We start from the raw sequence: 22,730 nt of genomic DNA, 5'->3' as shown, positions 1-22,730 counted from the left end.
TTCTCTTATAAATTGACTTCTTATCAGTGTTGCATATTTACACAAAAAAATAAAGCGGCGCTAAGCGCACCGCTCTATTTTGCATACTCTACTGCGCGAGTTTCTCGAATGACCGTCACTTTAATGTGACCAGGGTAATCGAGCTCGTCCTCAATCCGCTTACGAATATCCCTTGCTAGACGGTGAGCTTCAAGATCATTAATTGAATCTGGCTTCACCATAATACGTACTTCACGTCCAGCCTGTATCGCAAACGATTTTTCAACACCTTCATAAGATTCAGAGATATCTTCTAATTTCTCAAGTCTCCGAATGTAATTTTCAAGCGTTTCACTTCTTGCACCAGGGCGTGCTGCAGATAATGCATCTGCTGCCGCAACAAGAACAGCGATAATAGATGTCGGTTCTTGGTCACCGTGGTGAGAGGCAATACTGTTGATGACAACAGGATGCTCTTTATATTTCGTCGCAAGCTCAACGCCAATTTCTACGTGGCTTCCTTCTACTTCATGATCAATGGCTTTTCCAATGTCATGCAGAAGACCTGCTCGTTTTGCAAGCTTTGCATCTTCTCCAAGCTCTGAAGCCATGAGACCTGCAAGATGTGCAACCTCAATTGAATGCTTCAGGACATTTTGTCCATAACTTGTACGGAATTTTAAGCGACCGAGAATTTTGATGAGATCCGGATGCAGACCGTGAACTCCGACTTCGAATGTCGTTTGCTCACCCATCTCGCGGATATAATCATCGACTTCACGGCGTGATTTTTCCACCATTTCTTCAATTCGTGCAGGATGAATGCGGCCATCCTGGACTAGCTTGTCCAGAGCTATCCTCGCTGTTTCACGTCTAATCGGATCAAAGCCCGATAGGATAACAGCTTCAGGTGTATCATCTATGATCAAGTCAATACCTGTTAACGTTTCTAACGTACGGATATTTCGTCCTTCACGTCCGATAATACGACCTTTCATCTCATCATTTGGAAGATTGACTACAGATACCGTCGTTTCAGCTACATGATCAGCTGCACAACGCTGTAACGCAAGTGAAAGAATGTTTTTCGCCTTTTTATCAGCCTCTTCTTTCGCTCGGTTTTCAGATTCTTTCGTCATGACTGCAATGTCGTGGGAAAGCTCATTTTCAACTTGATCCAGAATGATTTGTTTCGCTTCATCTCGAGTTAAACTAGAAATGCGTTCTAACTCGGCTTTCTGCAAACGAATCATATCATCCACTTTGCTTTCCATCTCTTCAATATGTTGTTGTCGTTCATTCAGAGAATGATCTCTCTTCTCCAACAGGGACTCCCGTTTATCTAAAGATTCGTCTTTGCGATCAAGATTTTCCTCTTTTTGAAGTAAACGGTTTTCTTGTCTTTGAAGCTCATTACGTCTTTCACGAACTTCTTGCTCCGCCTCTACACGAAAGGAATGAATTTCATCTTTCGCTTCCAAGAGCGCTTCTTTCTTCAATGCTTCCGCATCACGCTTTGCATCCTCAACAATTTGTTCGGCCATGTTTCTTGCGCCGGATATTTTTGCTTCTGCAATGGTTTTACGAACAAAGTAGCCAACAACTAAACAGATTAGGCTCAGCAAAATGGAGATGATCGTAAACATCGTAGGCGACATATTTTCACCTCCTCTTGCTATGAACTTGGTTTTACAAATAAAGTGTCGGCATGTACATTGTTTTGTGTCTCAACATACAGGGCCTTCACAGGGAATGAGATCCTCACTGCCCTTGTCAAGTTTAAATTAGTTATCAATCATGTTAAGAAAAACAAGTGATACATTCCCATTGTAATTGTGTCGGAAATACTTGTCAAGCTAGTCAGACTGAGGCGTAAGTCGTTATTTCAAGCAAAGACAGAACTTTTGACCTGCTAGCTGTCATGTAAATGTAAAAAAAAGACGCTTTTCAGCGTCTCAGCGTGTAGACAAACCCTCGCATTCGGAGTCAGGTCTGCGCTCCGGTGCTCACGAATGTTTAATTCGCTCCGCTCCGGTACTCGCCCTTCCTAGACTTCAAAGGTTTTCTATCACGCTGAAAAGAAGACAAAGGGCTAAAATAAAGATCATTTTAGCCCTTTGTCAACCATCTAAGACGCTTTTCAGCGTCTTTTAGTTTTTAAATTTCCAATTCCTCTTGTCCTTCTTCTTCTTCAGCTGCTTTCACTCCGTTTGTGTCCAAACCGTAGTGTTCTCTAATTTGTTCTTGAATCATGAGAAGAATATCTTTGTTTTCTTTAAGGAACTGTTTCGCATTTTCGCGGCCTTGCCCAAGACGTTCCTCTTGATAAGAATACCAAGCACCGCTCTTTTGTACGATATCTAGTTCGCTTCCAAGGTCGATGATTTCGCCCTCTTTTGAGATTCCTTCACCGTACATAATGTCTACTTCTGCAATACGGAATGGCGGTGCTACTTTGTTTTTCACCACTTTAATTCTCGTTTTATTCCCCATAATGTCATTGCCCTGCTTCAGCTGTTCAGCACGGCGCACTTCTAAACGAACAGACGAATAGAACTTAAGCGCACGTCCACCTGGCGTTGTTTCAGGGTTACCGAACATGACCCCAACTTTTTCACGAATTTGGTTAATAAAGATGGCAATTGTTTTCGATTTATTAATGGCACCTGATAGTTTACGAAGTGCTTGGGACATCAAACGTGCTTGTAAACCAACATGTGAATCACCCATGTCCCCTTCAATCTCTGCTTTTGGTACAAGAGCAGCTACTGAGTCAATAACAACAATATCAACTGCACCACTACGGACAAGAGCTTCTGCAATTTCAAGTGCTTGTTCTCCTGTATCAGGCTGAGAAAGTAACAGCTCATCAATATTGACACCTAGTTTTTGAGCGTAAACTGGATCGAGCGCATGCTCTGCATCGATAAATGCAGCTTGTCCTCCCTGCTGCTGAACCTCAGCAATGGCATGAAGTGCTACTGTCGTTTTACCAGAACTCTCTGGACCATATACTTCAATAATACGGCCGCGAGGATATCCACCTATTCCAAGTGCAGTATCAAGTGCTAACGAACCACTCGGTACTGTTGAAATGCGTGTATCTGTTTGCTCTCCTAGTTTCATAATAGAGCCTTTACCAAACTGTTTTTCTATTTGTTTAAGAGCCATATCTAAGGCTGCTTGACGATCACTCATTCTATTGTTTCCTCCTTTATCAATTCCACTATCTATACTATACCTTGTTTTACGTCATTTGCCAAGAAAAAAACGAACACATATTCGATTTTTTCTTGGCAGATTTTTAAGAAAAGAGTGATTTCTATTAGAAAAAACACTCTTTTATAAAGGAGTAAACCTAACAAAAAACAAAATTAACTCTCTTTTAATAAATTGAGCAAGTGATGCAGACCGTATTTCACAGCGCGCTTTCGAATGCCCGACCGGCTTCCTGTAAACATCCATTCAAACACGTCTGTATGGTCTTTCGTAGATAGCCCAATGAACACTTTTCCGACCGGCTGTCCCTCGTGGGTATCAGGGCCTGCTACACCCGTAAAACTAATGCCAATATCACTTCCCGCGAGCTTTCTAGCACCTTCAGCAAGCTCTAGAGCACACTCTTTGCTGACAGCACCATGAGAAGACAACGTTTCCTCCCGGCAGCCAAGCACCTGCTGTTTGACTTGATTTGTATAACAAACGACACTGCCGCTTAAAATCGACGATGCACCTTCAAGATCTGTCAGCCATTCAGAAAACATTCCGCCAGTCAGGCTCTCAGCCGCTGCCACTGTTTTCCCGTGTGCGTGCAAGGCCTTGGAAGCTTCACGGACAAGTGATGTATCACCATACCCGTAGAAGTACTCACCTACCCGCGCTAAAATTTTCGCTTCTGTTTCTTTTAACAGACGCTCCGTTTCTTTTTCATCCTCATGCTTAGCCGTGAGCCTAAGTGTCACTTCACCGTCAGATGCGAGAGGTGCAATCGTCGGGTTGGTTTGAGCATCAATTAAATCTTCTAGGTCTGTTTCAAGCTGTGATTCACCGATTCCGAAGAAGCGGAGAACAACAGACACGATTTTTTCCTTTAAACCCAGTTTCTCAGAAATCAGCGGCTTCGCCTCGTTCTCAAACATCGGATGCAGTTCACTTGGCGGTCCAGGAAGCAACATATAAAATGTATCGTCTCCTTGAATAAACATACCTGGGGCCATCCCAAACCGGTTTACGAGCACATCAGATCCTTCTAGAACGAGTGCCTGCTTACGGTTATTCGGCGACATGTCTCGTCCAGTCTTTCGAAAGTAGTCTTGAATGGATTCAAATGCTTCTTCATTTAGCACGAGCTCTTTTCCGAGCGTACTCGCAATGGTTTCTTTTGTTAAATCATCTTTGGTTGGTCCAAGACCACCTGAGAAGATAATAAAATTCGATCTTTCCTGCGCCACTTGAATGGCCCTTTTTAAACGCTCTGGATTGTCACCAACTGCTGTGTGGTAATAAACATTCACACCAATTTCAGCTAGCTGTTTGCTGATAAATTGTGCATTCGTATTCGTAATTTGCCCTAGCAAAAGTTCGGACCCGACTGCAATAATTTCTGCTTTTCTCTCTGACTTCAAAGCGTACACGTCCTTTTTAGTTAGAATTCTTTAAAGCTTCCCAGTTTTTTGCAAAGTAATCCCAGCCTGACACAACAGTGAAGAACACTGCTACCCACATCGCAAGGTCACCAAACGGGAATGATACAAGTTCAAATGGCAGGTTATGCAATAGAAGTGCTGAAATCGCAATGATTTGCGCCCATGTTTTCACTTTTCCAAGCATATTAGCTGCTACCACTTCACCGCCTCCGGCTAATACAAGCCTTAGACCGGTTACAGCAAATTCACGGCTAATGATCACAATCGCCATCCATGCCGGTGTGAGGTTGTATTGAACAAGTATAATTAAAGCAGCTGAAACAAGCAATTTATCTGCAAGCGGATCTAAAAATTTACCAAAGTTTGTCACTAAGTTCAGTTTACGCGCATAGTACCCATCAATCCAGTCAGTTGTCGAAGCGACAATAAACAGGATTGCTCCAACAAGATGTGTCACTTCGATGCTGACGTTACCAAAACGCGCAACACCCCAATCTAAAGGTGCAAGCATAATGATCATAAAAACAGGGATCAAGGCGATCCTAGAAAGAGTTATTTTATTCGGTAAGTTAAACATGAAATTCAATCCTCCAATAAGCCATTTTTTTATGTATATATAATAGTAGGAACAAAAGAAAAGTCATCTACTTGCTTAAGATGACTTTTCCTTTCCTTTATTCACAATCACAATGTTTTGTGTCATGGTGTTTTTAGGGTCTAATTCGTACTTAAGCGTTTCGTCATTCACCTTGATATCAATTCCAGTCGCATTGCCTAGACGGATATCGACCTGAGAGAGCTCAGACAAGTCTGTTTTAAACGATTCGCCATCTTTTAGTTCACCCATCTTCAGCACTTTTCCAGATTCGTCTCTGACGCGCAGCCATGAAGCTTTTGTTGCAGAAATGGTTAACTCCATCTCATCTGCACCTGACACTTCATACGTTGTCGTTGAGCCTTCCGTATTCGTTGCCTTCAAAGAGACCGTTTCATCGTCTTTGGATGAATCCTTTGATGAGTCATCTTTTTTAGATGATTTTTCTTGATCATCTGACGAAGCTTTTTCTTTTTTCTTTTGATCCTTTGCAAGAGATGAATCCTCAGATACTTCATATTTAGATTCTGACTGCTGAGGAGCCGTCTGATTGTTCTTCTGCCCGCTATCATGATTGACCGCCTGCACAATTACATAAATGATCGCGATGACCACAAGGACGCCTCCAATAATCAAGATGGTCGGCAGCAGCTCAAGCACCTTCGAGGCAGGCTTTGGCAGCTCTCTTTGCGGCTTAATATTTGATAATTTATCAGATACTTCATCGTTATACGTGCTCGGTACATCTTTACGAAATTCTTCGAACAATTGTTCAGGATTCAGTCCAACGGCTTCGGCATATTGTTTAATAAACGCTCTGACGTAAAATTTACCTGGAATAATATCATAGTTTCCTTGTTCGATTGCTAGCAAGTAGCGCTTTTGGATTTTGGTCACCGTCTGAAGATCCTCCAGCGACATCCCTTTTTCCTCTCTGGCCTCAATGAGCCGTTTTCCCAATTCAGTCAAAACAAACACCTACCATTACCATATTAAAAATCGAAGCCAGAAAAACCAGAATGATCAAACACTTGTGGTTCTTCAGCGTGCTCATATGTAATCTCTTCATCTGCACTATTACGCAATTCAATGATATAGTCGAAATCATCCATTGTATATTCTGAATTTTGAATAAAGATGTCTGGATGCTCAACCACCTTCGTTGCCGGCAGTCTCATAATTTCTCTTAAAAGCTGCAAGTGCTTCTCAGAACCTCTTCGCGTCGACACAATCCCATCAATAATAAAGACGTTATCTGGGCTGTATTCATCCGCAATCAGCTGACTTCGGATCGTCTGTTTCAAAAGAGTGGACGATACAAAAAGCCATCTCTTGCTGGCACATACACTTGAAGCTACAATTGATTCTGTTTTTCCGACACGCGGCATCCCGCGAATCCCAATCAATTTATGTCCTTCTTTTTTAAATAGTTCAGCCATAAAATCAACAAGAAGACCAAGCTCGTCCCTTTCAAAACGGAACGTCTTTTTGTCATCCGCATCACGCTGAATATATCTGCCGTGACGAACCGCTAAGCGGTCACGAAGTTTTGGCTGTCTTAATTTCGTTACTTTTATCGTTTCCATTGTATTTAAAATTGATTCAAGGCGCTTAATTTGATCTGTGTGGTCACAGCGCAAAAGCATTCCGCGTCTTGATACATCAACACCATTAATTGTCACAATATTAATTGAAAGCATCCCCATTAGAGAAGAAATGTCTCCTAATAGTCCGGGACGGTTTACCTGTATCTCATATTCAAAATACCATTCGAGCTTTGCCAAATGATATTACCCCCTTCATTGTGGCAAATTTTTACCTTCCTTTATCATAAAGCATTTTCACATTTTTAGAAAGCACAATGTTGCTAAACGGTTAAAATAAAAAGAGAGGCACAAACGACCCCTCTTTTTGTTTAGTGCGAGCTATTATTTTCAACCAGCTTGACCATCATATTGGCAATAGCGCGCTGCTCATCTTCTGATGCAACGCTCCAAAGGTCAGCAAGTACTCTTTCTTGCTCGTTCTTTGCTTCAACTTCGTTAGCTAAATATCCGCCAATTTCATACGCAAGGTTATTGATGGTATCATCTTTTAAACCTTTATCCTGCGCATGATTTAAACGGTCACCTAAAAAGTTTTTCCAATGGTCCCAGTTCTCAAGTACTGACATGTCGATTCCTCCATTCGAAAAGATGAATTACAGCCATAGCTTTTGTCATGGAGAGACGAATTATACACGTTTTTTAACAGTACCAGCCGCCATTAACGGATAAAATTTGACCTGTCATATAACTTGACTGCTTTGAGGCGAGAAACCAAATGACATTTGCAATCTCTTCAGGTGATGCAAGCCGGCCAAGCGGGATTTCTTCCTCAAGCATTGCAATATCTTCTTGTGTGAAGCTTTTCATCATGTCTGTACGGACAGCACCTGGCGAAACAGCATTTGCTCTAATTCCACTTGGGGCAAGCTCTTTTGCCAGACCTTTAATAAACGCATTTTGCGCCCCCTTCACCATGCTGTACAGCACTTCACACGATGCACCTGTTTCTCCCCATATCGAGCTTACTACAACAATATGACCTGCTTTTTTTTGAATCATGGCTGGCAATAGGTGTTGGGTGAGCTCATATGGACTTGTGACATGCAGCTGCACCATACTGGCTAATACATCTTTTTCTGTATCTGTCACTAATCCGACATGACTTTTACCGCTATTAAATACAAGAATATCTGGGGATACAGGCAGACGGCTGACGAGCTCATCTGCTCCGCCCATTTTAGCTAAATCCGCTTGAACGACGTGCGTCTGAATATGACATGTTTCTTCCAGCTGAGCGGCAAGCTGCACGGCTGCCTGTTCATTTTTGTGATAATGGAGCATCACGTGGCAGCCTTCATGGGCAAGCTTTTTGGCTGCAGCCTGCCCAATCCCGCCACTGGCACCTGTTATCAGCGCCCAACGACTCATCACATGGATTCCTACTTTCTATTTGAAATATCTATTCTTTTCGTTTAAATGGGAACCAGTTAGCTGATCCGAACAATTTCACCATCACAGGTACGAACAATGGTAGCACAACGAGTGCGTACAGCAAAAGTCCTGTTAGAACAAGTGTTGCAATCTGCAGGAGAGACAGCACTCCTGAAGGAAGCATTGCTGCAAAGGTTCCTGCCAAAATAACAGCAGCAGACATAATGACAGAGCCCATATTCTTCATTGATTCGGTCATAGCAAACTGAATGTCTTTTGTTTTGTATTCATTGAACCGCTCCATTAAGAAAATCGAATAATCAACTCCGAGCGCCATTAATATGACAAATCCAAAGAATGGAACAGCCCAGTTAATGCCCGGGTATCCGAAGAAATGGGTGAAAATAAATTCTGTCATCCCGATAGCTGTAAAGTAAGTCAAAATAAGTGAACCTACCAAGTACAGCGGCATAACAAGCGAACGGAACAGGATCACCAGGATGAGGAAAATACCGATCATCATGTAAAGAACCGTCTTATTGAAATCTTGGTCTGACAGCTGTTTTAAATCAGCGTTCATACTTGATACACCTGAAACGCCGAATGATGCATCTTTTAGGTTCGTTTCAGGAAGTGCCCGCTCGACAGAAGCTTCTACTTGTTTGATCGTCGACAAGGCTTCATTGCCATATGGATTTTTTTCTAAAATGACATCAATTTTTGTCATCTTGCGGTCATCCGACATGTATGAATCAAATACTTGCTTGAATGCTTTATTTTTCAGCACGTCTTTTGGGATAAACCAGCCGGCCATGTCTTGATCTGGTGCATTTTTCAGTTCGTCTAAGTAGTCACCTGCACCCATTAACCCGCTTGAAATTTTCTCCAGGCCACTTGCGCTCTTGTTCAGCCCATCTGTCAGCTTGGTCAGGTCATCACCAAAGCCGCCAATCTTTTCTTTCATTTGTTTTTGACCATCAATCACTTTGCCAGCTCCATTTGCAAGCTTCGGCATATTATCAGCTAACTGTCCTTGACCTTTAGACGTTTGATCAAGTCCAGTTTCAATTGCGTCTAAGCCAGCAATGAGCTCATCAATTTGACTCGTCAAGACTTTCTGCTGCTCTGAAGCTTTTGCGATAAAGGCATCCGCTGCTTCAAGCTGTTTTTTAGCTTCTTTTGCTTGTTTGGCATAGCTGTCTGCCTGTTTCGCTCCTTCTTGCAAGGTCGTAGAAAGTTCATTATATGAAGCTTTGATGGCTTGATACGATTGATTTTCTTTTACCTGCGGAATTTGTTTTTCGAGTGTACTAAATTGTTTATTTGCTTGTGTGATTAATGCTTTTACATCCGCTGCGGCAGAGGATGACGTATCAACTTGCGCTAATGCTGCCTTTAATTCTTTGGAAATGCTTTTATACAGCGACACTTGTTGATTCACTTGTGCGACTTGAGCCGTTAATTCCTTTTTCGCACCTTTGATTTCCTCTTTAATGGCTTCTACACCTTTTTTATTTTGGTCGATTCCATTTTGCAGTTTTCTTAACGATTTCTCGACGTTTTGAATGCCTGTTTGCACTGATTCAGTGCCAGAAATCAGCTGGTTAATGCCTTTTCCAGATGATTTGATCTGCGGCGTTTGATCTTCAATAGATTTACTCATTGTCGTCAGTGCATCTTGGATTTTTTTCAAGCCTTCATTACTTTTATCAAGTCCGGTATTCAACTCTTTGGCTTGTGATTTCACGTATAGATCACTCAGCCCTTTACCGACAGGACGTGTCGCACTTCTCACTTTACTTACGCCATCTGTTTGTTCAATTGCACGGCTGAGCTTTTCAACGGCAATCAGCCCTTTATTGTTGTCTAACAAATCAGCTGATTTGACGACAATCGTTGCCGGAAGTGCTTCTCCTGGCCCAAATTTGTCAGAAATGGTATTGAATGCATTGACTGATTCGTATTTATTACCGATTTCATCTAAGCTGTTATATGAAAGCGTTCCTTTATACATGAGAATGGGCGGAAGCGTAATGATTCCTACGATTAATAAACTAAAAAGTGGTTTCTTAAAGGAAAAGCGTCCTGCTGTTTCCCACATTTTTGACTGCGGATGAGCAATATCACCTTTAATCGGCCAAAATAACACTTTTCCTAAAACCGCCATAAAGAACGGAACAATCGTGAGAAGCGCCACAATCAGCACAGCGACACCAACTGCTACTGCAACAGCTGATTTATAGAGCTGGAATTGCGCCAGACCTATACAGGTAAAACCGATCAGCACCGCAATTCCGCTGAATAAGACGGTCTTTCCTGCTGTTTTATACGTAATCAGAATCGCCTCAATTTTATCTTTACCGTGTGCGATCTCTTCTTTAAAGCGGCTGAGAAGCAGAATGCAGTAGTCCGTTCCTATTCCAAACATGATCGCGACCATGAAGATTTGGGTAAAGGTCGAGAGCGGGAAGTCGAGATATTTGACTAAATAAGCCACGATGGATTGGCTCACCAAGTAAGACAGAGCTACTGCAACTAATGGAACGAAAGGCGCCACAGCTGATCTAAAGACAAGGACAAGGACGATGAGAATAAACCCAATCGTAATGAACTCTGTTTTCTTCAGACCTTCTTGCGAGCTTGTGATCACATCATCGTCAATTAATGGCTGCCCTGTCATTTCAAATGTCAGATTTAAGCTCTTCAGCTTTTCATTGACTTTTTCTTTAAAATCGGAAGCTTTGATTTTGTTTGAGTCATATGTAACTGGAACAAGAAGCGTTGTTTCATCTTTAGAGAGCATCTGTTTTTTGATATCTTTATTGGCTTCAAAATAAGAAGTGATGTCCTCTACATGAAGATCTTGATCTTTTTCTATAATCTCCATTGCCTTTTTTAAAGATGTTTCTCTTTCTTTTACGATGTTCTTTTCTTGAAAGACAATGACGATTGATTTTTCTGTATCGCCGTTTTCTGACATTTTCTTTAATAACTGATTCGCATATGAGGACGGATAGCCGTCTGGTACAGAAATTTGCCCTTTTTCTTTTGTTAATTGCGCCATATTAGGAGCGGTGATGAGTAACACTGCCGCTAATACGATCCATAGAATCGTAATCAGCCATCTACCCTTTATGATTGCTCTCATTAGTACTTTGTGCCTCCTCTTCGATGATCACTTGATAGATCTTTTCATATGTTTGAATAAATGATTCCATTTCTTTTTCTTCCAGCTTTTCAAAATAAGAGCGAACTAGAACCTGAAGCTGCTTTTCCATTCGGCTGACCACATCTTTGCCCTCTGGCGTGACGTATAGGTGAACATTTCTTCGATCGGCTTGATCGTGCTCACGGACAATATAGTTTTTCGTAAAAAGACGATTTGTCATGGAGGTTACAGCACTTTTGTTCACATTACATACATTTGCAAGGTCAGTTGATGTACATCCAGGATGTAAATTGATGTATCGAAGCGAGTAATACTGATCAAGCGTCAGCTCTTTATCAAGCTTTTCCGTGATCATACCCGATACCTTTTTTTCCATCATGAGATAGACGTCTGCATATCTCTGAATGAGCTGTGCAATTTTATTTTGTTCCATACGCTGCTCCTTTTTAGTTTAAGTGTTTAACTATTAAAGAGTTTAACTAACGAACAAATTGATTGTCAATGAAAATTCTCACAATTAACATGCTTTTATCAATTAGACATAAAAAAAGACAAACTCATTTGATTTGAGTTTGTCTTTTTTTATTTATTTTGTTTTCGGGACGACTTTGAAAACGGACATCCGTTCTTCATCAATTTCTTCCTCTAAAATTTGCTGAATGTCGGTTAATTGAATCTGTTCCAGCATGGTCACGACATCAAATAAGCTCATGTCTAAAAATGCATATCGGGTGAATTGGTTCGCAATGTATTCGGGAGAGTTCATGGCTTTTAAAAAGCTGCCGATTTTCTTCTTGCGAGCGAGCTCAATTTTCTCTTCTGACATCAAGTTCTTTGCTTGAAGAAGGGTTTCTTTTAATACTTTTGCCAGTTGATCAGGATCATTTGTATCTCCGCCAACGGACGTGAAGCCAAAACCGCCTTCTTCCGTATAATCGTAGCTGAAGGTTTCATCAATTAAGCCTTTTTCATACATTTGTTCATATTGTAAGGAGCTTTTACCAAACAGCGTCTCTAAAATGAGATTCATACCGAGCTCATGTTTTAGCAGCTGATTCCCTTTTTTATGAGGATTCTTTGTTTTCAACCCGAACATACATTTCGAGCCTTGTACGTTCATTGGAAGTTCGTATTCTTTTCGGTACACACCTTCAGGCTCATTGATGTCTTTTCGTTTGATCTCTGGCTGGTCTGTAAATGGCTTCTTCGCCTGATTCGCTCTGACTTGATCTAATATTTGCTTCGGATCAACGGGGCCGACAACAAATAGAAGCATATTGCTCGGGTGATAGAACGTTTCATAGCATTCATACAAATGATCTTTTGTAATCGGAGCAATACTTTCTACTGTTCCAGCAATATCAATTCTCACGGGATGCTCTTTATAAAGATTTTCAATCAGACCGAAGAATAAACGCCAGTCCGGATTGTCATCATACATGTTAATCTCTTGACCAATGATGCCTTTTTCTTTTTCGACTGTTTTTTCAGTAAAATAAGGCTCTTGAACAAAATCAATGAGTGTCTCAAGGTTTTGTTCGACATTTGAGGTGCTTGAGAATAAGTAAGCTGTTCTCGTAAACGTTGTAAAAGCGTTTGCGGATGCTCCTTGCTTACTAAATGTATGAAATACGTCTCCATCTTCTTTTTCAAACAGTTTATGCTCTAAGAAATGGGCAATTCCGTCAGGCACTCGAATCATCTCTTCTTTGCCAAGCGGCACAAATTCGTTATCGACAGAGCCATATTTGGTTGTAAAGGTCGCATAGGTTTTGTTAAACCCTTGCTTTGGCAGCACATAGACGTCAAGTCCGCTCTCCATTTTTTCGTGATAGACCGTTTCTTGCAGCTGGTCGAATTGAATTGTTTTCACTGTCATGAAGCACCCTCCGTTCCTTTAAGAAAATAGGTCGTATCCCATTCGATTTTCTGACCCACTTTGATGATATCCTCTTTTGTCACTCGATCTAATGCTTCTAAAAAGGAATCAAGGGTTTCCCCTGTTGGCACAACAGCATGCTGATACAAATATTCTGCTGTCCCATAAGATGTATCAATCGTTTCAAGCAGCTGATTTTTGACGACAGCCTTTGTTTGGTCAATCGCTTCATCTGAAAAATCACCCTTTTGCATCGCTTCAAATTGTTCTTTAATGATGTCTACTGCCTGCTGGTAGTTGCCGACTTCAATTCCTGACATGACCATCATCAAGCCTTTAAAGCTCTCAAGTCTAGACACAGCGTAGTACGCAAGACTTGCTTTTTCCCGAACATTGATGAATAGCTTCGAATGCGAGAAGCCGCCAAATATGCCATTAAACAAATGCAGCGCCGGATAATCTTCATCTGCAATCGTCGTATGCGTGCGAAAGCCGATATTCAGCTTGCCTTGCTTCACGTCCTCTTCATCAATGACTTCTTTTGCTTCTTTTTGCGTTCTTGTTGAGTCAGCGTGTTGTTTGACCGGTTCTCTATCACTTGTTTTGAAGTATTGAGAGACCATTCGGCTGATGTCTTGTTCGTCAACATCTCCCACAACATAAAGATCAAGCTGATTTGATTGAAGCGCATGCTCATAAGCTTCAAAAAGCGAGTGAGCTGTGATCGTTTCAATGTCTTCCATTTCTCCATTGACGTGCAGTGCATACGGTTCACCTTTGCACATTTCCTGCACAAGTCTTAAGTTCGAGTAACGCATTTTATCATCATACACTGCTTGAATTCGCTGTTTTAATGTGCGTTTTTCTTGATCTACATATAATTGACTAAACACCCCATCTTCAACATACGGATGGAATAGTAGGTCAGATAGTAAAGCAATCCCTTTTTCTAGTAAAGGGGTTTGATCCTTTAAATATTTTTCATTCGCCATTTCCAGGCGGAAGGTAATGATGTGATTTTCCCCTTTTTTCGCCATGTCTGCCGAAACAGTTGCACCATAAAGCTCATCAAAATAAGCACGCAATTCTCCCGTTTTCGGCATTTTCTCTGTTCCTCTTAACAGCACATGCGGGAAAAGTGAACGCATGGTGACATCATCTTTCGATAGAGGCGCAAGCATTTTAAAAAGGATTGTGACCGTTTTAAATTTTTCTGTTTTGACAATATGAGTATGAAGACCAGGTGTGTCTAGTGTCTTCTCTTGTAAGTACGTCATGAGAAACCTCCTTTGTTCATCCTATTTATTATGTATTAGAACATAGCTGATATATACGTGAAACAGCCATTTAATAGACATTATATCAATCAGAGGAAAGGATAGGAAATAAAAACGCCTCTGCTATAAGCAGAGACGCCGGTGTTATTTCATTCTAAAAGGCCACCAATTCCATTTACCGAAAATACGAACCATGACCGGGATAAAGAGCGGCAATACAACAAAAGCATATAATAAAAGTCCAATGAGTATGACCGTTGCAATCTCAATAAGTGATAATACACCAGACGGCAGCATGGCGGCGAAGGTCCCCGCTAATATCGCGACTGCTGAAATAATGACGGAACCCATATTTCTCATCGCTGATATCATTGATGCTTGCACATGCTCTCCCTTCCATTCATTAAAGCGATCCATCAGAAAGATCGAATAATCAATGCCAAGGGTGACAAGAATGACAAAGCTGAAAAATGGGACAGCCCAGCTGACACCGTCGTAGCCAAAAAAGGTTTTAAAGATCCATTCAGTTAAACCGATGGATGTAAAATACGTTAAAATAAGTGAAAGTGTTAAGTATATCGGCATGACGATTGACCGCAATAATATAATTAAAATGATAAAGATGCCAATTAACATGAAAATGACCGTTCGAATAAAGTCACCGTCAGATGTTTCTTTTAAATCTACATTTAAACTTGAGATACCAGACACACCGTAATTTGCATTCTTTAACCCGCTGACAGGTAAATATTGTTTAAGAGTGTCTTCAATTTTCGCAACGCCTTTCATCGCTTCATTGCTGTATGGATTCACATTTAAAATGACTTCAAAGGTTGTTAATTTACGATCTGGAGACATATACGTCTGAAAGATTTGTTTAAATTCATGACGTTTCAGCACCTCTTCTGGAATAAACCAGCCCGTTATTTCTTCATCTGGCGCTTGCTGAAGCTGCTTTAAGTAGCCGCCCGCCTCTGTGAAGCCGCTTTTGACCTGCTCGAGCCCTTCAATACTTTCATCTAAACCATCTGTTAACAATGTGAGTTTTGATGAAAGCTGGTTAAATCCTTTTTTGATGGATTTTTGGCCGTCTGTCAGCTGATCTGCTCCATCTTCAATTTTAGGCATTTCTTTGATCAATTGTTTTTGTCCTTCATTTGTTTGTTCAAGACCGTCATAAATTTGATCGAGCCCGTCCATGAGTGCTTGCACTTGGCGTTTTACGTCTTTTTGCTTGCTTGATAAGGTTTGAATTACTTGATCTGCTTTTTTGATCTTTTGTTTAAAGTGAGAGGCTTCCTCTTCATACACACTCATTTGGTCCCCTGCTTGATCAAGCATTCCTTTTGTGTCTTTGAATACTTTCTTGATTTCTTTATATTCATCCATATCTTTTACTTCTGGAAGCCGTTTTTCAAGTGCTTCAAACGATACATTTTCATAGGAATTTTTTACTTTTTTAATGGTGGTCATCAGCTGCTGATTCGATTTCGCATGACGTTCCAGCGTACTCACCATTCGCTTAAGCTCTTGAATCATCGCTTCACTGCTGCGATATTCTTGCTCTAATTCCTTTTTCGCTTCTTTGATTTTACTTCGGATGGTTCCGACGCCATCTTTACTGCGCCTTACCCCATCTTCTAAAGAGATCAAGGACTCCCTTACTTCTCCAATTCCGCTTTTGATCGCTTTTGTTCCATCAATCAGCTGGTCAATGCCTTTAGCGGATTCTTGAATTTTTGGTTTTTGTTTGAGAAGGGCAAGATTTGTTTCGGTCAGGCCATCTGAAATTTTCCCGATTCCTTCGTGGCCTTTGCCAAGTTCTCCTCCCAGCTCTTTTGCTTGAGAGGTGACGTAAAGCTGACTTAGCCCGTCTCCAACAGGCCTAGTGACACTGCGGACTGTTTTTACTTCGTCAATGTCATTTAATTTACGGGTCAGTTTTTCAATCATGACAATCTTTTCTTGGTTATCTAACTTATTGTCACTTTCAACAAGTACATTCAGGGGCAGCGCTTCCCCAAAGCCAAATTGCTCTGATATCGTATTAAATGCAGACACTGATTCATACTTTGTCCCAATCTCATTTAAGCTGTTATAAGAAAGAGTTCCGTCGTACATCAAAATAGGAGGCACAGTAATTAGTGCAACTAAACCTAAACTGATCAGCGGCCTTTTAAATGAAAAACGCCCAGCCCATTCCCACATTTTACTTTGCGGGTGGCGAATGTTTTCTCTTTTAGATGGCCAAAAAAGGGATTGTCCGAAAACAGACATAAAAAAGGGAACGATGGTGACTAGGGCAATCAGCAGTATGCCAACTCCAACAGCAACACTAACAGCTGATTGATACAATTGAAATTTGGCAAACCCAATGCTTGAGAAGCCGACTAACACGGCTAAGCCACTGAAAAAGACCGTTTTCCCTGCACATTTATATGTGATGATAATCGACTCTTTGACATCACGACCTTGACCGATCTCTTCTTTAAAACGGCTTAACAGCAAAATACAATAATCTGTTCCTATACCGAACATAATAGCTACCATAAAAATCTGAGTAAAATTAGATAGAGGAAATTGCATATATTCTACTAGAAAAGCCACAATACACCGGCTGACGGCATAAGAAATGCCGATCGTAATGAGCGGAACAACAGGTGCCAAAATCGATCTGAAAACAATGATTAAAATAAAGAAAATAAAAATCATCGTAATAAGTTCAGTTTTCTTCAGACCTTGTTGAGAGCTTTTAATGACATCTGAATCCACAAATTTTTGACCCGTCATTTCATATGAGACATGATAGGGCTTTAAAACTTCCTCAATTTGTTCTTTAATCTTCACAGCTTTTGTTTCGTAGTGGTCGAATTTGAATGGAACAAGAAGTGTACTTTTATCCTTTGATAAAAGTTGTTTTTGAATGTCCGGATCTACATGAAAATACGAAGTAATTCCGTCAATGTGGAGGTCTGGGGCATGAGTCATGAGTGCAGATAAAGCCTTTTTTAATTCCTGCTCTTTCTCAGGGAACAGATGTTGTTCGGAGAATACAATGACACCCGTATCTTTTTTCCCGTTATGATCTGATAGCTTATCCAATAAGTGAAGTGCCTCAGCTGTTGGTGTCCCCTCCGGAACCTTTAATTGCCCTTTTTCTCTTGTTAATTCCTCTAAATTAGGCGCAGTAATAAACAGAATCACAGCTGTTATCATCCACACCACTAATACAATCCATCTTGCTTTAATTATTTGCAACATAGCTGCTTCAAGCTCCTTCTAGTTCATCAATCAATTTGCTGTATTTGAGCGTGTCTGAAGTGCTGACTGCGTCTCCTTCAACGTGCTAATGGCAGGATGACCTATTCAATTGTCTTTTCGTGTTGAAGAAACACATATTCATCATCAGCACGCGAGCTCAATTTCTGCCTGAAGAAAGACAGAAAATGAATGTTTTTGAACACCTCCTATTTGGGATAATTTAAAAGATATTACTATACATTAGTTTAACTATCAAAATTTTACATGTCAATTTATAAAAAAGAAAAAAGATGGCAAAATACCGTCTTTTTTCTAGATTAAACCGTTTTTAATTGTTCACTTTCATCCTTTTCATCTGGCTGGATAAAGAAGAGGACCAAAAATAGTGAAATAAGACTGCAAATGGTCGAGAGAATAAAAACGATGGAGTCCCCTTTATCCATGAGATAGGCGTAAATCGGAGGTCCTAAAGCGACACCGATAAAACGCATACTGCTGTAAAATGACGTAATGGTTCCGCACTGCTCTTTTTCGATTCCTTCTGTGATCAGGGCATCAAGTGCAGGCAGTACAATACCGATGCCAACACCGCCAACGCTTAAACAGATAAACAATACGTAAAAGCTGTGATTCCACCATAAAAACATATAGGAAAGTGATAACAAGGCCATGCCTACGATTATAAAGATTCTCATTTTCCCTTTTTCTTTTCCAATCGTTTTCCCAGCAATGTATGAACTGATGGATAGAAAAAGGAGCGGGATACTAAGCAGGAGCCCTTTTTTGACACCCTTAATTTGATAAGCTGCCTCTAGGTTATCAGATAAGTAAAAAAGCACACCAAAAAGAAGAAACATAATAAAACCGCCAATTGCAAAAATGGCATAAAGCCAGCGTCCCTCATGCTTAAAAATGGTCTTTGTTGATTTTAAAAATTCTTTGAATGTAGGCGGGTCCTCCTCTTTTTTCGCGGACTCTACCATGAACAGTACCATGAGAAAGCTGATGATTGAAAAGAACGGAATAAACCAAAACGGCACAAACCAAAACCATGAAGCTAGAAGCGCCCCAATAATCGGGCTTAATACCTTTCCAGCTGTGTTAGAGGTTTCGATGGCGCCAAGTCCCGCACTTACTTCTTCATCATCATGAAACAAATCTCCTATAAACGGCATCACGACAGGTGCTGCTCCGGCTGAGCCAACGCCTTGAAGGACCCTTCCAAATAGAATCCACATGTAGGGTTCTTTCATGATCGTTGAGGCAACTGCTGCCACAGCCCCACCAAGACCTGCGATTAACAGACACGGCAGGAGTACCTTTTTACGCCCGATTCGGTCCGATAAATAGCCGGCGATTGGAATACATAAGATCGCTACAACAGAGTATACCGTAATAATGAGGGAGACTTGAAAGGAAGTGATGGAGAGTGTCTTTTCTATCTCTGGCAATACAGGTATTAACATCGAGTTCCCAAGTGTCATGATTAGAGGCACTGATGATAATGCAATAATATTCTTTTTACTGACTGTTTTCTCGCCCAACATCATTCACCCAATTCTATATACTGTTACGTATTAGTGTGGCAAGTTTTACGGGTATTATGTATGGGCAAACAAAAAGCAACCGCTTATGGAAGCGACTGCTTGTTAAAATCGTTTACGTATCACATGAAAGCTGAATTTATCCGCTCGAAAATAATTAAGCGAGTATAAGACCGGCTGATCATCCTGATCATAGTGCATTTGTTTCAGTAATAATAATGCTGTTTCAGGGTCACATTCGAGTATCGGTGAAACCTGATCGTGGTAGCCGATTGGTTCGATGTCAGCAACTGCATATTTAATCCCGCTGTGTGGTTCTCTTCCAAACAGCTCAAAAAGAGACTCTTCTTCATGTGTAAAAGAAGCGGGAAGATGCTTGACCGGAATTTTATCTAAACAATATACCACTGGCTGTCCATCTGCCGTTCGAACGCGTTCCATTGAAAAAATCTCATCAGATTCATCACACTGAAAACGAATCACATCATTCTCTGTCGGCTCCCCTTCTTGCGAGGATAAAAAGATGGTACCAGGCGTCATATTGACCTGCTCGATCATTTTCGTGACACTTGCCAGCTGTTCTATGCCTGTTGAAAAGAGTGGTCTTGAGTTGACGAACGTTCCCACACCATGCCTTCTAATTAAATACTTCTCTTCTTCTAATACACGAAGGGCTTCACGCAGTGTCGCTCTGCTCACGCCTAAAAGCTTTGAGAGCTCAAACTCAGAAGGCAGCTTTTCTTTTTCTGCATATACGCCTGTTTGTATATCTTCTTTAATACGGTCAATCACTTTCAAATATAAATGGCGATTGTCTGTTTTGGTCGACATGTTTTCCCTCCGTCTAATCAATGCAAATGATAAGATGAGAAATCTCTATTCCGAGATAAGTTGAACACAACTATATCATGTTTTTGCAAATAAATAAATAGTCTGACTTCCAGTTAACATAATCATACTATCGTTTACTTCTTTTTTAGGAAAGCTCTCTTCGATTTATGAAGAGAGCTCGTCATATTGTTCTTTTGAGAGCAGGACTTCTCTCGGTTTACTTCCTTCATAAGGGCCGACAACGCCTCGCTCTTCCATTGCGTCAATCAGGCGAGCCGCTCGGGTATAGCCGATGCGGAATCTTCTTTGAAGCATAGAGACAGAAGCCGTCTGCATGCCGATGATGAGTTCCACTGCTTCATCATATAAATCGTCATCCACAGCTGTAAGCTGATCCTGCGTTTCTTCAGTTGGAATCATTTCTTCTTGATATTGTGCTTTTTGCTGGGTGATCACATGATCAACGACATGCTCCACTTCTTCATCTGATAAAAAGGCGCCTTGCACACGAACCGGTTTGTTTGCACCTACCGGTAGAAACAGCATATCCCCTCTGCCCAGCAGTTTTTCTGCGCCACCCATATCAAGGATCGTCCTTGAATCTGTTTGCGAGGACACGCTAAAGGCGATGCGAGATGGGATGTTGGCTTTAATGACACCTGTAATGACATCGACAGAAGGTCTTTGTGTAGCAATAATTAAATGAATCCCGGCAGCACGAGCCATTTGCGAAAGTCTTGTAATGGAATCTTCTACATCAGAGGAAGCGACCATCATTAAATCTGCAAGCTCGTCTACAATGACAACAATATAAGGAAGTTCTGGCTGTTTGGCCTCTTCTGATTGATTCATTCGTTTAATGTAATCATTGTATCCTTCAATATTTCTTGTCCCCGTATGGGAAAACAATTCATAGCGGCGCTCCATTTCGCTGACTACTTTTTTAAGTGCCTGTGAGGCTTTCTTAGGGTCCGTTACAACCGGTGCGAGCAGATGCGGAATGCCATTATACACATTTAGTTCAACCATTTTCGGATCAATCATCATCATTTTCACCTCATGAGGTTTCGCTCTCATAAGAATACTTGTGATAATACCATTGATGCACACACTTTTTCCGCTTCCAGTCGAGCCTGCTACAAGTAAATGCGGCATTTTGTTCATTTCAGCCAGAACGGCTTCACCAGAAATATTTCGGCCCAGTCCAATCAGCAGCTTCGCATTAGGACGGTCATTTTGCTTCGATTCTAATACCTCTTTTAAAGAAACCATCGCGATTTCTGCATTAGGAACCTCAATACCGATGGCTGATTTACCAGGTATCGGCGCCTCAATCCGAATGTCTTTTGCTGCGAGAGCAAGGGCTAAGTCATCACTAAGATTGACGATCTTACTTACCTTCACGCCGACATCTGGATAGACTTCATATTTTGTGACCGCCGGTCCTAAGTGAACCTGTGTGACTTTTGCTTTTACACCAAAGCTTTGAAACGTTTTTTCAAGCTTTCTTGCATTTTCGTATATATTTTTCTTGTCTGTTTGCTGCCCTGAGTGCTGCGGCTCTGCCAAAATATCAAGTGACGGCAATTCGTAATCTTTGTTTTCAAGTTCAGTAAATGTCATCGGCGGCGCCTCTTTTGGTTCATCGGGTGTATCTGATGGAACTGGTGCACTTTGCACAGACTCTTGAAGAGGCTCTGTCTCTTTTGCCGTCTGCTCTTTTTGAACGAGCGGGGTGAGAATGTCATCTCTATCAGCAAAGCTTGAGATGATTGGCTGGCTATTGTCTGAAACCGGCGTTTCCTCTTCGATCAAGATCTGATCATCATCGTCCTCTTCCTGAATACGAGACCGTTTTTTCTTTTCACCTGTTTTTTGAGGGGGCGCGCTCTTTTTCGCCTGCCTGATTCCTTTCATATCTTCAACAAACGCTTTCCACTGCTTCACCATAAATTGTGAGACAGGCAGTGTCACTTTTTTCACCATTTCTTGAAGAGAACGATTTGTAATCAGCACAATTCCAATCAGCATCAGAACGATTGCCATAATTTGAGAGCCTGCTTGCGCAAATAAGAAATATGAAGCAGCAAATAATACGGCACCGATCATGCCGCCTCCTAAATCAGGTGACCCAGTCTCACCTTTCATATCCATTAAGAAAAGCTCAAATGTATTTCTTATCACACTTTGAGAGCCTATTGCGCCCGCAGATGAAAGGTGCTGAAAGAGCTTCACATGAGACAAAAGCAAGATACTCGCAATGATGCAGTATAGCCCTGCTTTTCTCCTTGTCAACATATCTGGGATTTGTTTTTTCCAGAAGATGGTCACGCCAAAAAGAAATAATCCGATAAGGCAGAGAATGAACCATTCACCTGCAAAAAATCGGAATAAATGTACGAAGGTTTGTCCAACGACGCCTAGCTGTAAAATGGCAATGATCGCTATGGCAATACAGACTAACCCATTTAATTCATATTTCAGTTTTAGCTGTTTATTTTGTTTTTTTCTCGTTTTCCGTTTTCTCTTTTTAGCCATACTCATCACCTTACTACGAAAGAAAATATAACC

General features: G+C 41.1%; 16 protein-coding genes. All 16 read right to left on the bottom strand.

All coding sequences use genetic code 11. The features are described 5' to 3' along the window. Positions 1-74: 74 nt before the first annotated feature. Entirely contained in the window at positions 75-1,637 is a 1,563-nt protein-coding gene (rny, locus tag MHH26_RS06160) for a ribonuclease Y (protein ID WP_003211958.1), read from the bottom strand. Between the two features lie 499 nt (positions 1,638-2,136). Continuing rightward, positions 2,137-3,177 (bottom strand): recombinase RecA, encoded by a 1,041-nt coding sequence (gene recA, locus MHH26_RS06155; protein ID WP_034662211.1) that lies wholly within the window; start codon positions 3,175-3,177, stop codon positions 2,137-2,139. A gap of 176 nt (positions 3,178-3,353) precedes the next feature. Beyond that, positions 3,354-4,604, bottom strand: a complete 1,251-nt coding sequence (locus MHH26_RS06150; RefSeq protein ID WP_307499637.1) for a competence/damage-inducible protein A — start codon at positions 4,602-4,604, stop codon at positions 3,354-3,356. Positions 4,605-4,620: 16 nt separating this feature from the next. Continuing rightward, positions 4,621-5,202, bottom strand: coding sequence for a CDP-diacylglycerol--glycerol-3-phosphate 3-phosphatidyltransferase (pgsA, locus tag MHH26_RS06145; protein WP_034662216.1), 582 nt, complete (start codon positions 5,200-5,202; stop codon positions 4,621-4,623). Between the two features lie 75 nt (positions 5,203-5,277). Beyond that, positions 5,278-6,189 carry a helix-turn-helix domain-containing protein gene (locus MHH26_RS06140; RefSeq protein ID WP_106030901.1) on the bottom strand — a complete coding sequence of 304 codons (912 nt, stop codon included), beginning with the start codon at positions 6,187-6,189 and terminating at the stop codon, positions 5,278-5,280. 23 nt (positions 6,190-6,212) lie between these two features. Then, positions 6,213-7,004, bottom strand: coding sequence for a DUF3388 domain-containing protein (locus MHH26_RS06135; RefSeq protein ID WP_003211480.1), 792 nt, complete (start codon positions 7,002-7,004; stop codon positions 6,213-6,215). Positions 7,005-7,135: 131 nt separating this feature from the next. Then, positions 7,136-7,393 (bottom strand): DUF3243 domain-containing protein, encoded by a 258-nt coding sequence (locus MHH26_RS06130; RefSeq protein ID WP_003211590.1) that lies wholly within the window; start codon positions 7,391-7,393, stop codon positions 7,136-7,138. Positions 7,394-7,466: 73 nt separating this feature from the next. Continuing rightward, positions 7,467-8,195: an elongation factor P 5-aminopentanone reductase gene (ymfI, locus tag MHH26_RS06125; protein WP_307499635.1), complete on the bottom strand. Its 729-nt coding sequence runs from the start codon at positions 8,193-8,195 to the stop codon at positions 7,467-7,469. A gap of 31 nt (positions 8,196-8,226) precedes the next feature. Next, on the bottom strand, positions 8,227-11,346 hold the full coding sequence (locus MHH26_RS06120) for an MMPL family transporter (RefSeq protein WP_340972741.1): 3,120 nt from the start codon (positions 11,344-11,346) through the stop codon (positions 8,227-8,229). Continuing rightward, complete coding sequence (locus MHH26_RS06115; RefSeq protein ID WP_340972740.1) at positions 11,324-11,800, bottom strand: MarR family winged helix-turn-helix transcriptional regulator; 477 nt, start codon at positions 11,798-11,800, stop codon at positions 11,324-11,326. Before MHH26_RS06115 ends, MHH26_RS06120 begins: the two co-directional genes overlap by 23 nt. A 153-nt stretch (positions 11,801-11,953) precedes the next feature. Beyond that, entirely contained in the window at positions 11,954-13,246 is a 1,293-nt protein-coding gene (yfmH, locus tag MHH26_RS06110) for an EF-P 5-aminopentanol modification-associated protein YfmH (protein WP_340972739.1), read from the bottom strand. Next, positions 13,243-14,523 (bottom strand): EF-P 5-aminopentanol modification-associated protein YfmF, encoded by a 1,281-nt coding sequence (gene yfmF, locus MHH26_RS06105; RefSeq protein ID WP_034662230.1) that lies wholly within the window; start codon positions 14,521-14,523, stop codon positions 13,243-13,245. Before yfmF ends, yfmH begins: the two co-directional genes overlap by 4 nt. 144 nt (positions 14,524-14,667) lie before the next feature. Next, positions 14,668-17,784, bottom strand: coding sequence for an MMPL family transporter (locus MHH26_RS06100; protein WP_340972736.1), 3,117 nt, complete (start codon positions 17,782-17,784; stop codon positions 14,668-14,670). A 317-nt stretch (positions 17,785-18,101) separates the two neighbouring features. Then, positions 18,102-19,331, bottom strand: a complete 1,230-nt coding sequence (locus MHH26_RS06095; RefSeq protein WP_223250456.1) for an MFS transporter — start codon at positions 19,329-19,331, stop codon at positions 18,102-18,104. Between the two features lie 102 nt (positions 19,332-19,433). Further along, positions 19,434-20,159, bottom strand: a complete 726-nt coding sequence (locus tag MHH26_RS06090; protein WP_060596309.1) for a GntR family transcriptional regulator — start codon at positions 20,157-20,159, stop codon at positions 19,434-19,436. A gap of 165 nt (positions 20,160-20,324) precedes the next feature. Next, a complete protein-coding gene (locus tag MHH26_RS06085; protein ID WP_334749168.1) occupies positions 20,325-22,697 on the bottom strand; it encodes an FtsK/SpoIIIE family DNA translocase in 2,373 nt (790 codons plus the stop codon). Positions 22,698-22,730 lie beyond the last annotated feature (33 nt).

Origin of the sequence: Bacillus sp. FSL K6-2839 (assembly GCF_038003365.1) — a bacterium.
In the GTDB taxonomy this organism is placed as follows: domain Bacteria; phylum Bacillota; class Bacilli; order Bacillales; family Bacillaceae; genus Bacillus.
Note: the sequence above shows the minus strand (reverse complement) of the source record. Positions and strands in the feature narration are given on the sequence as shown.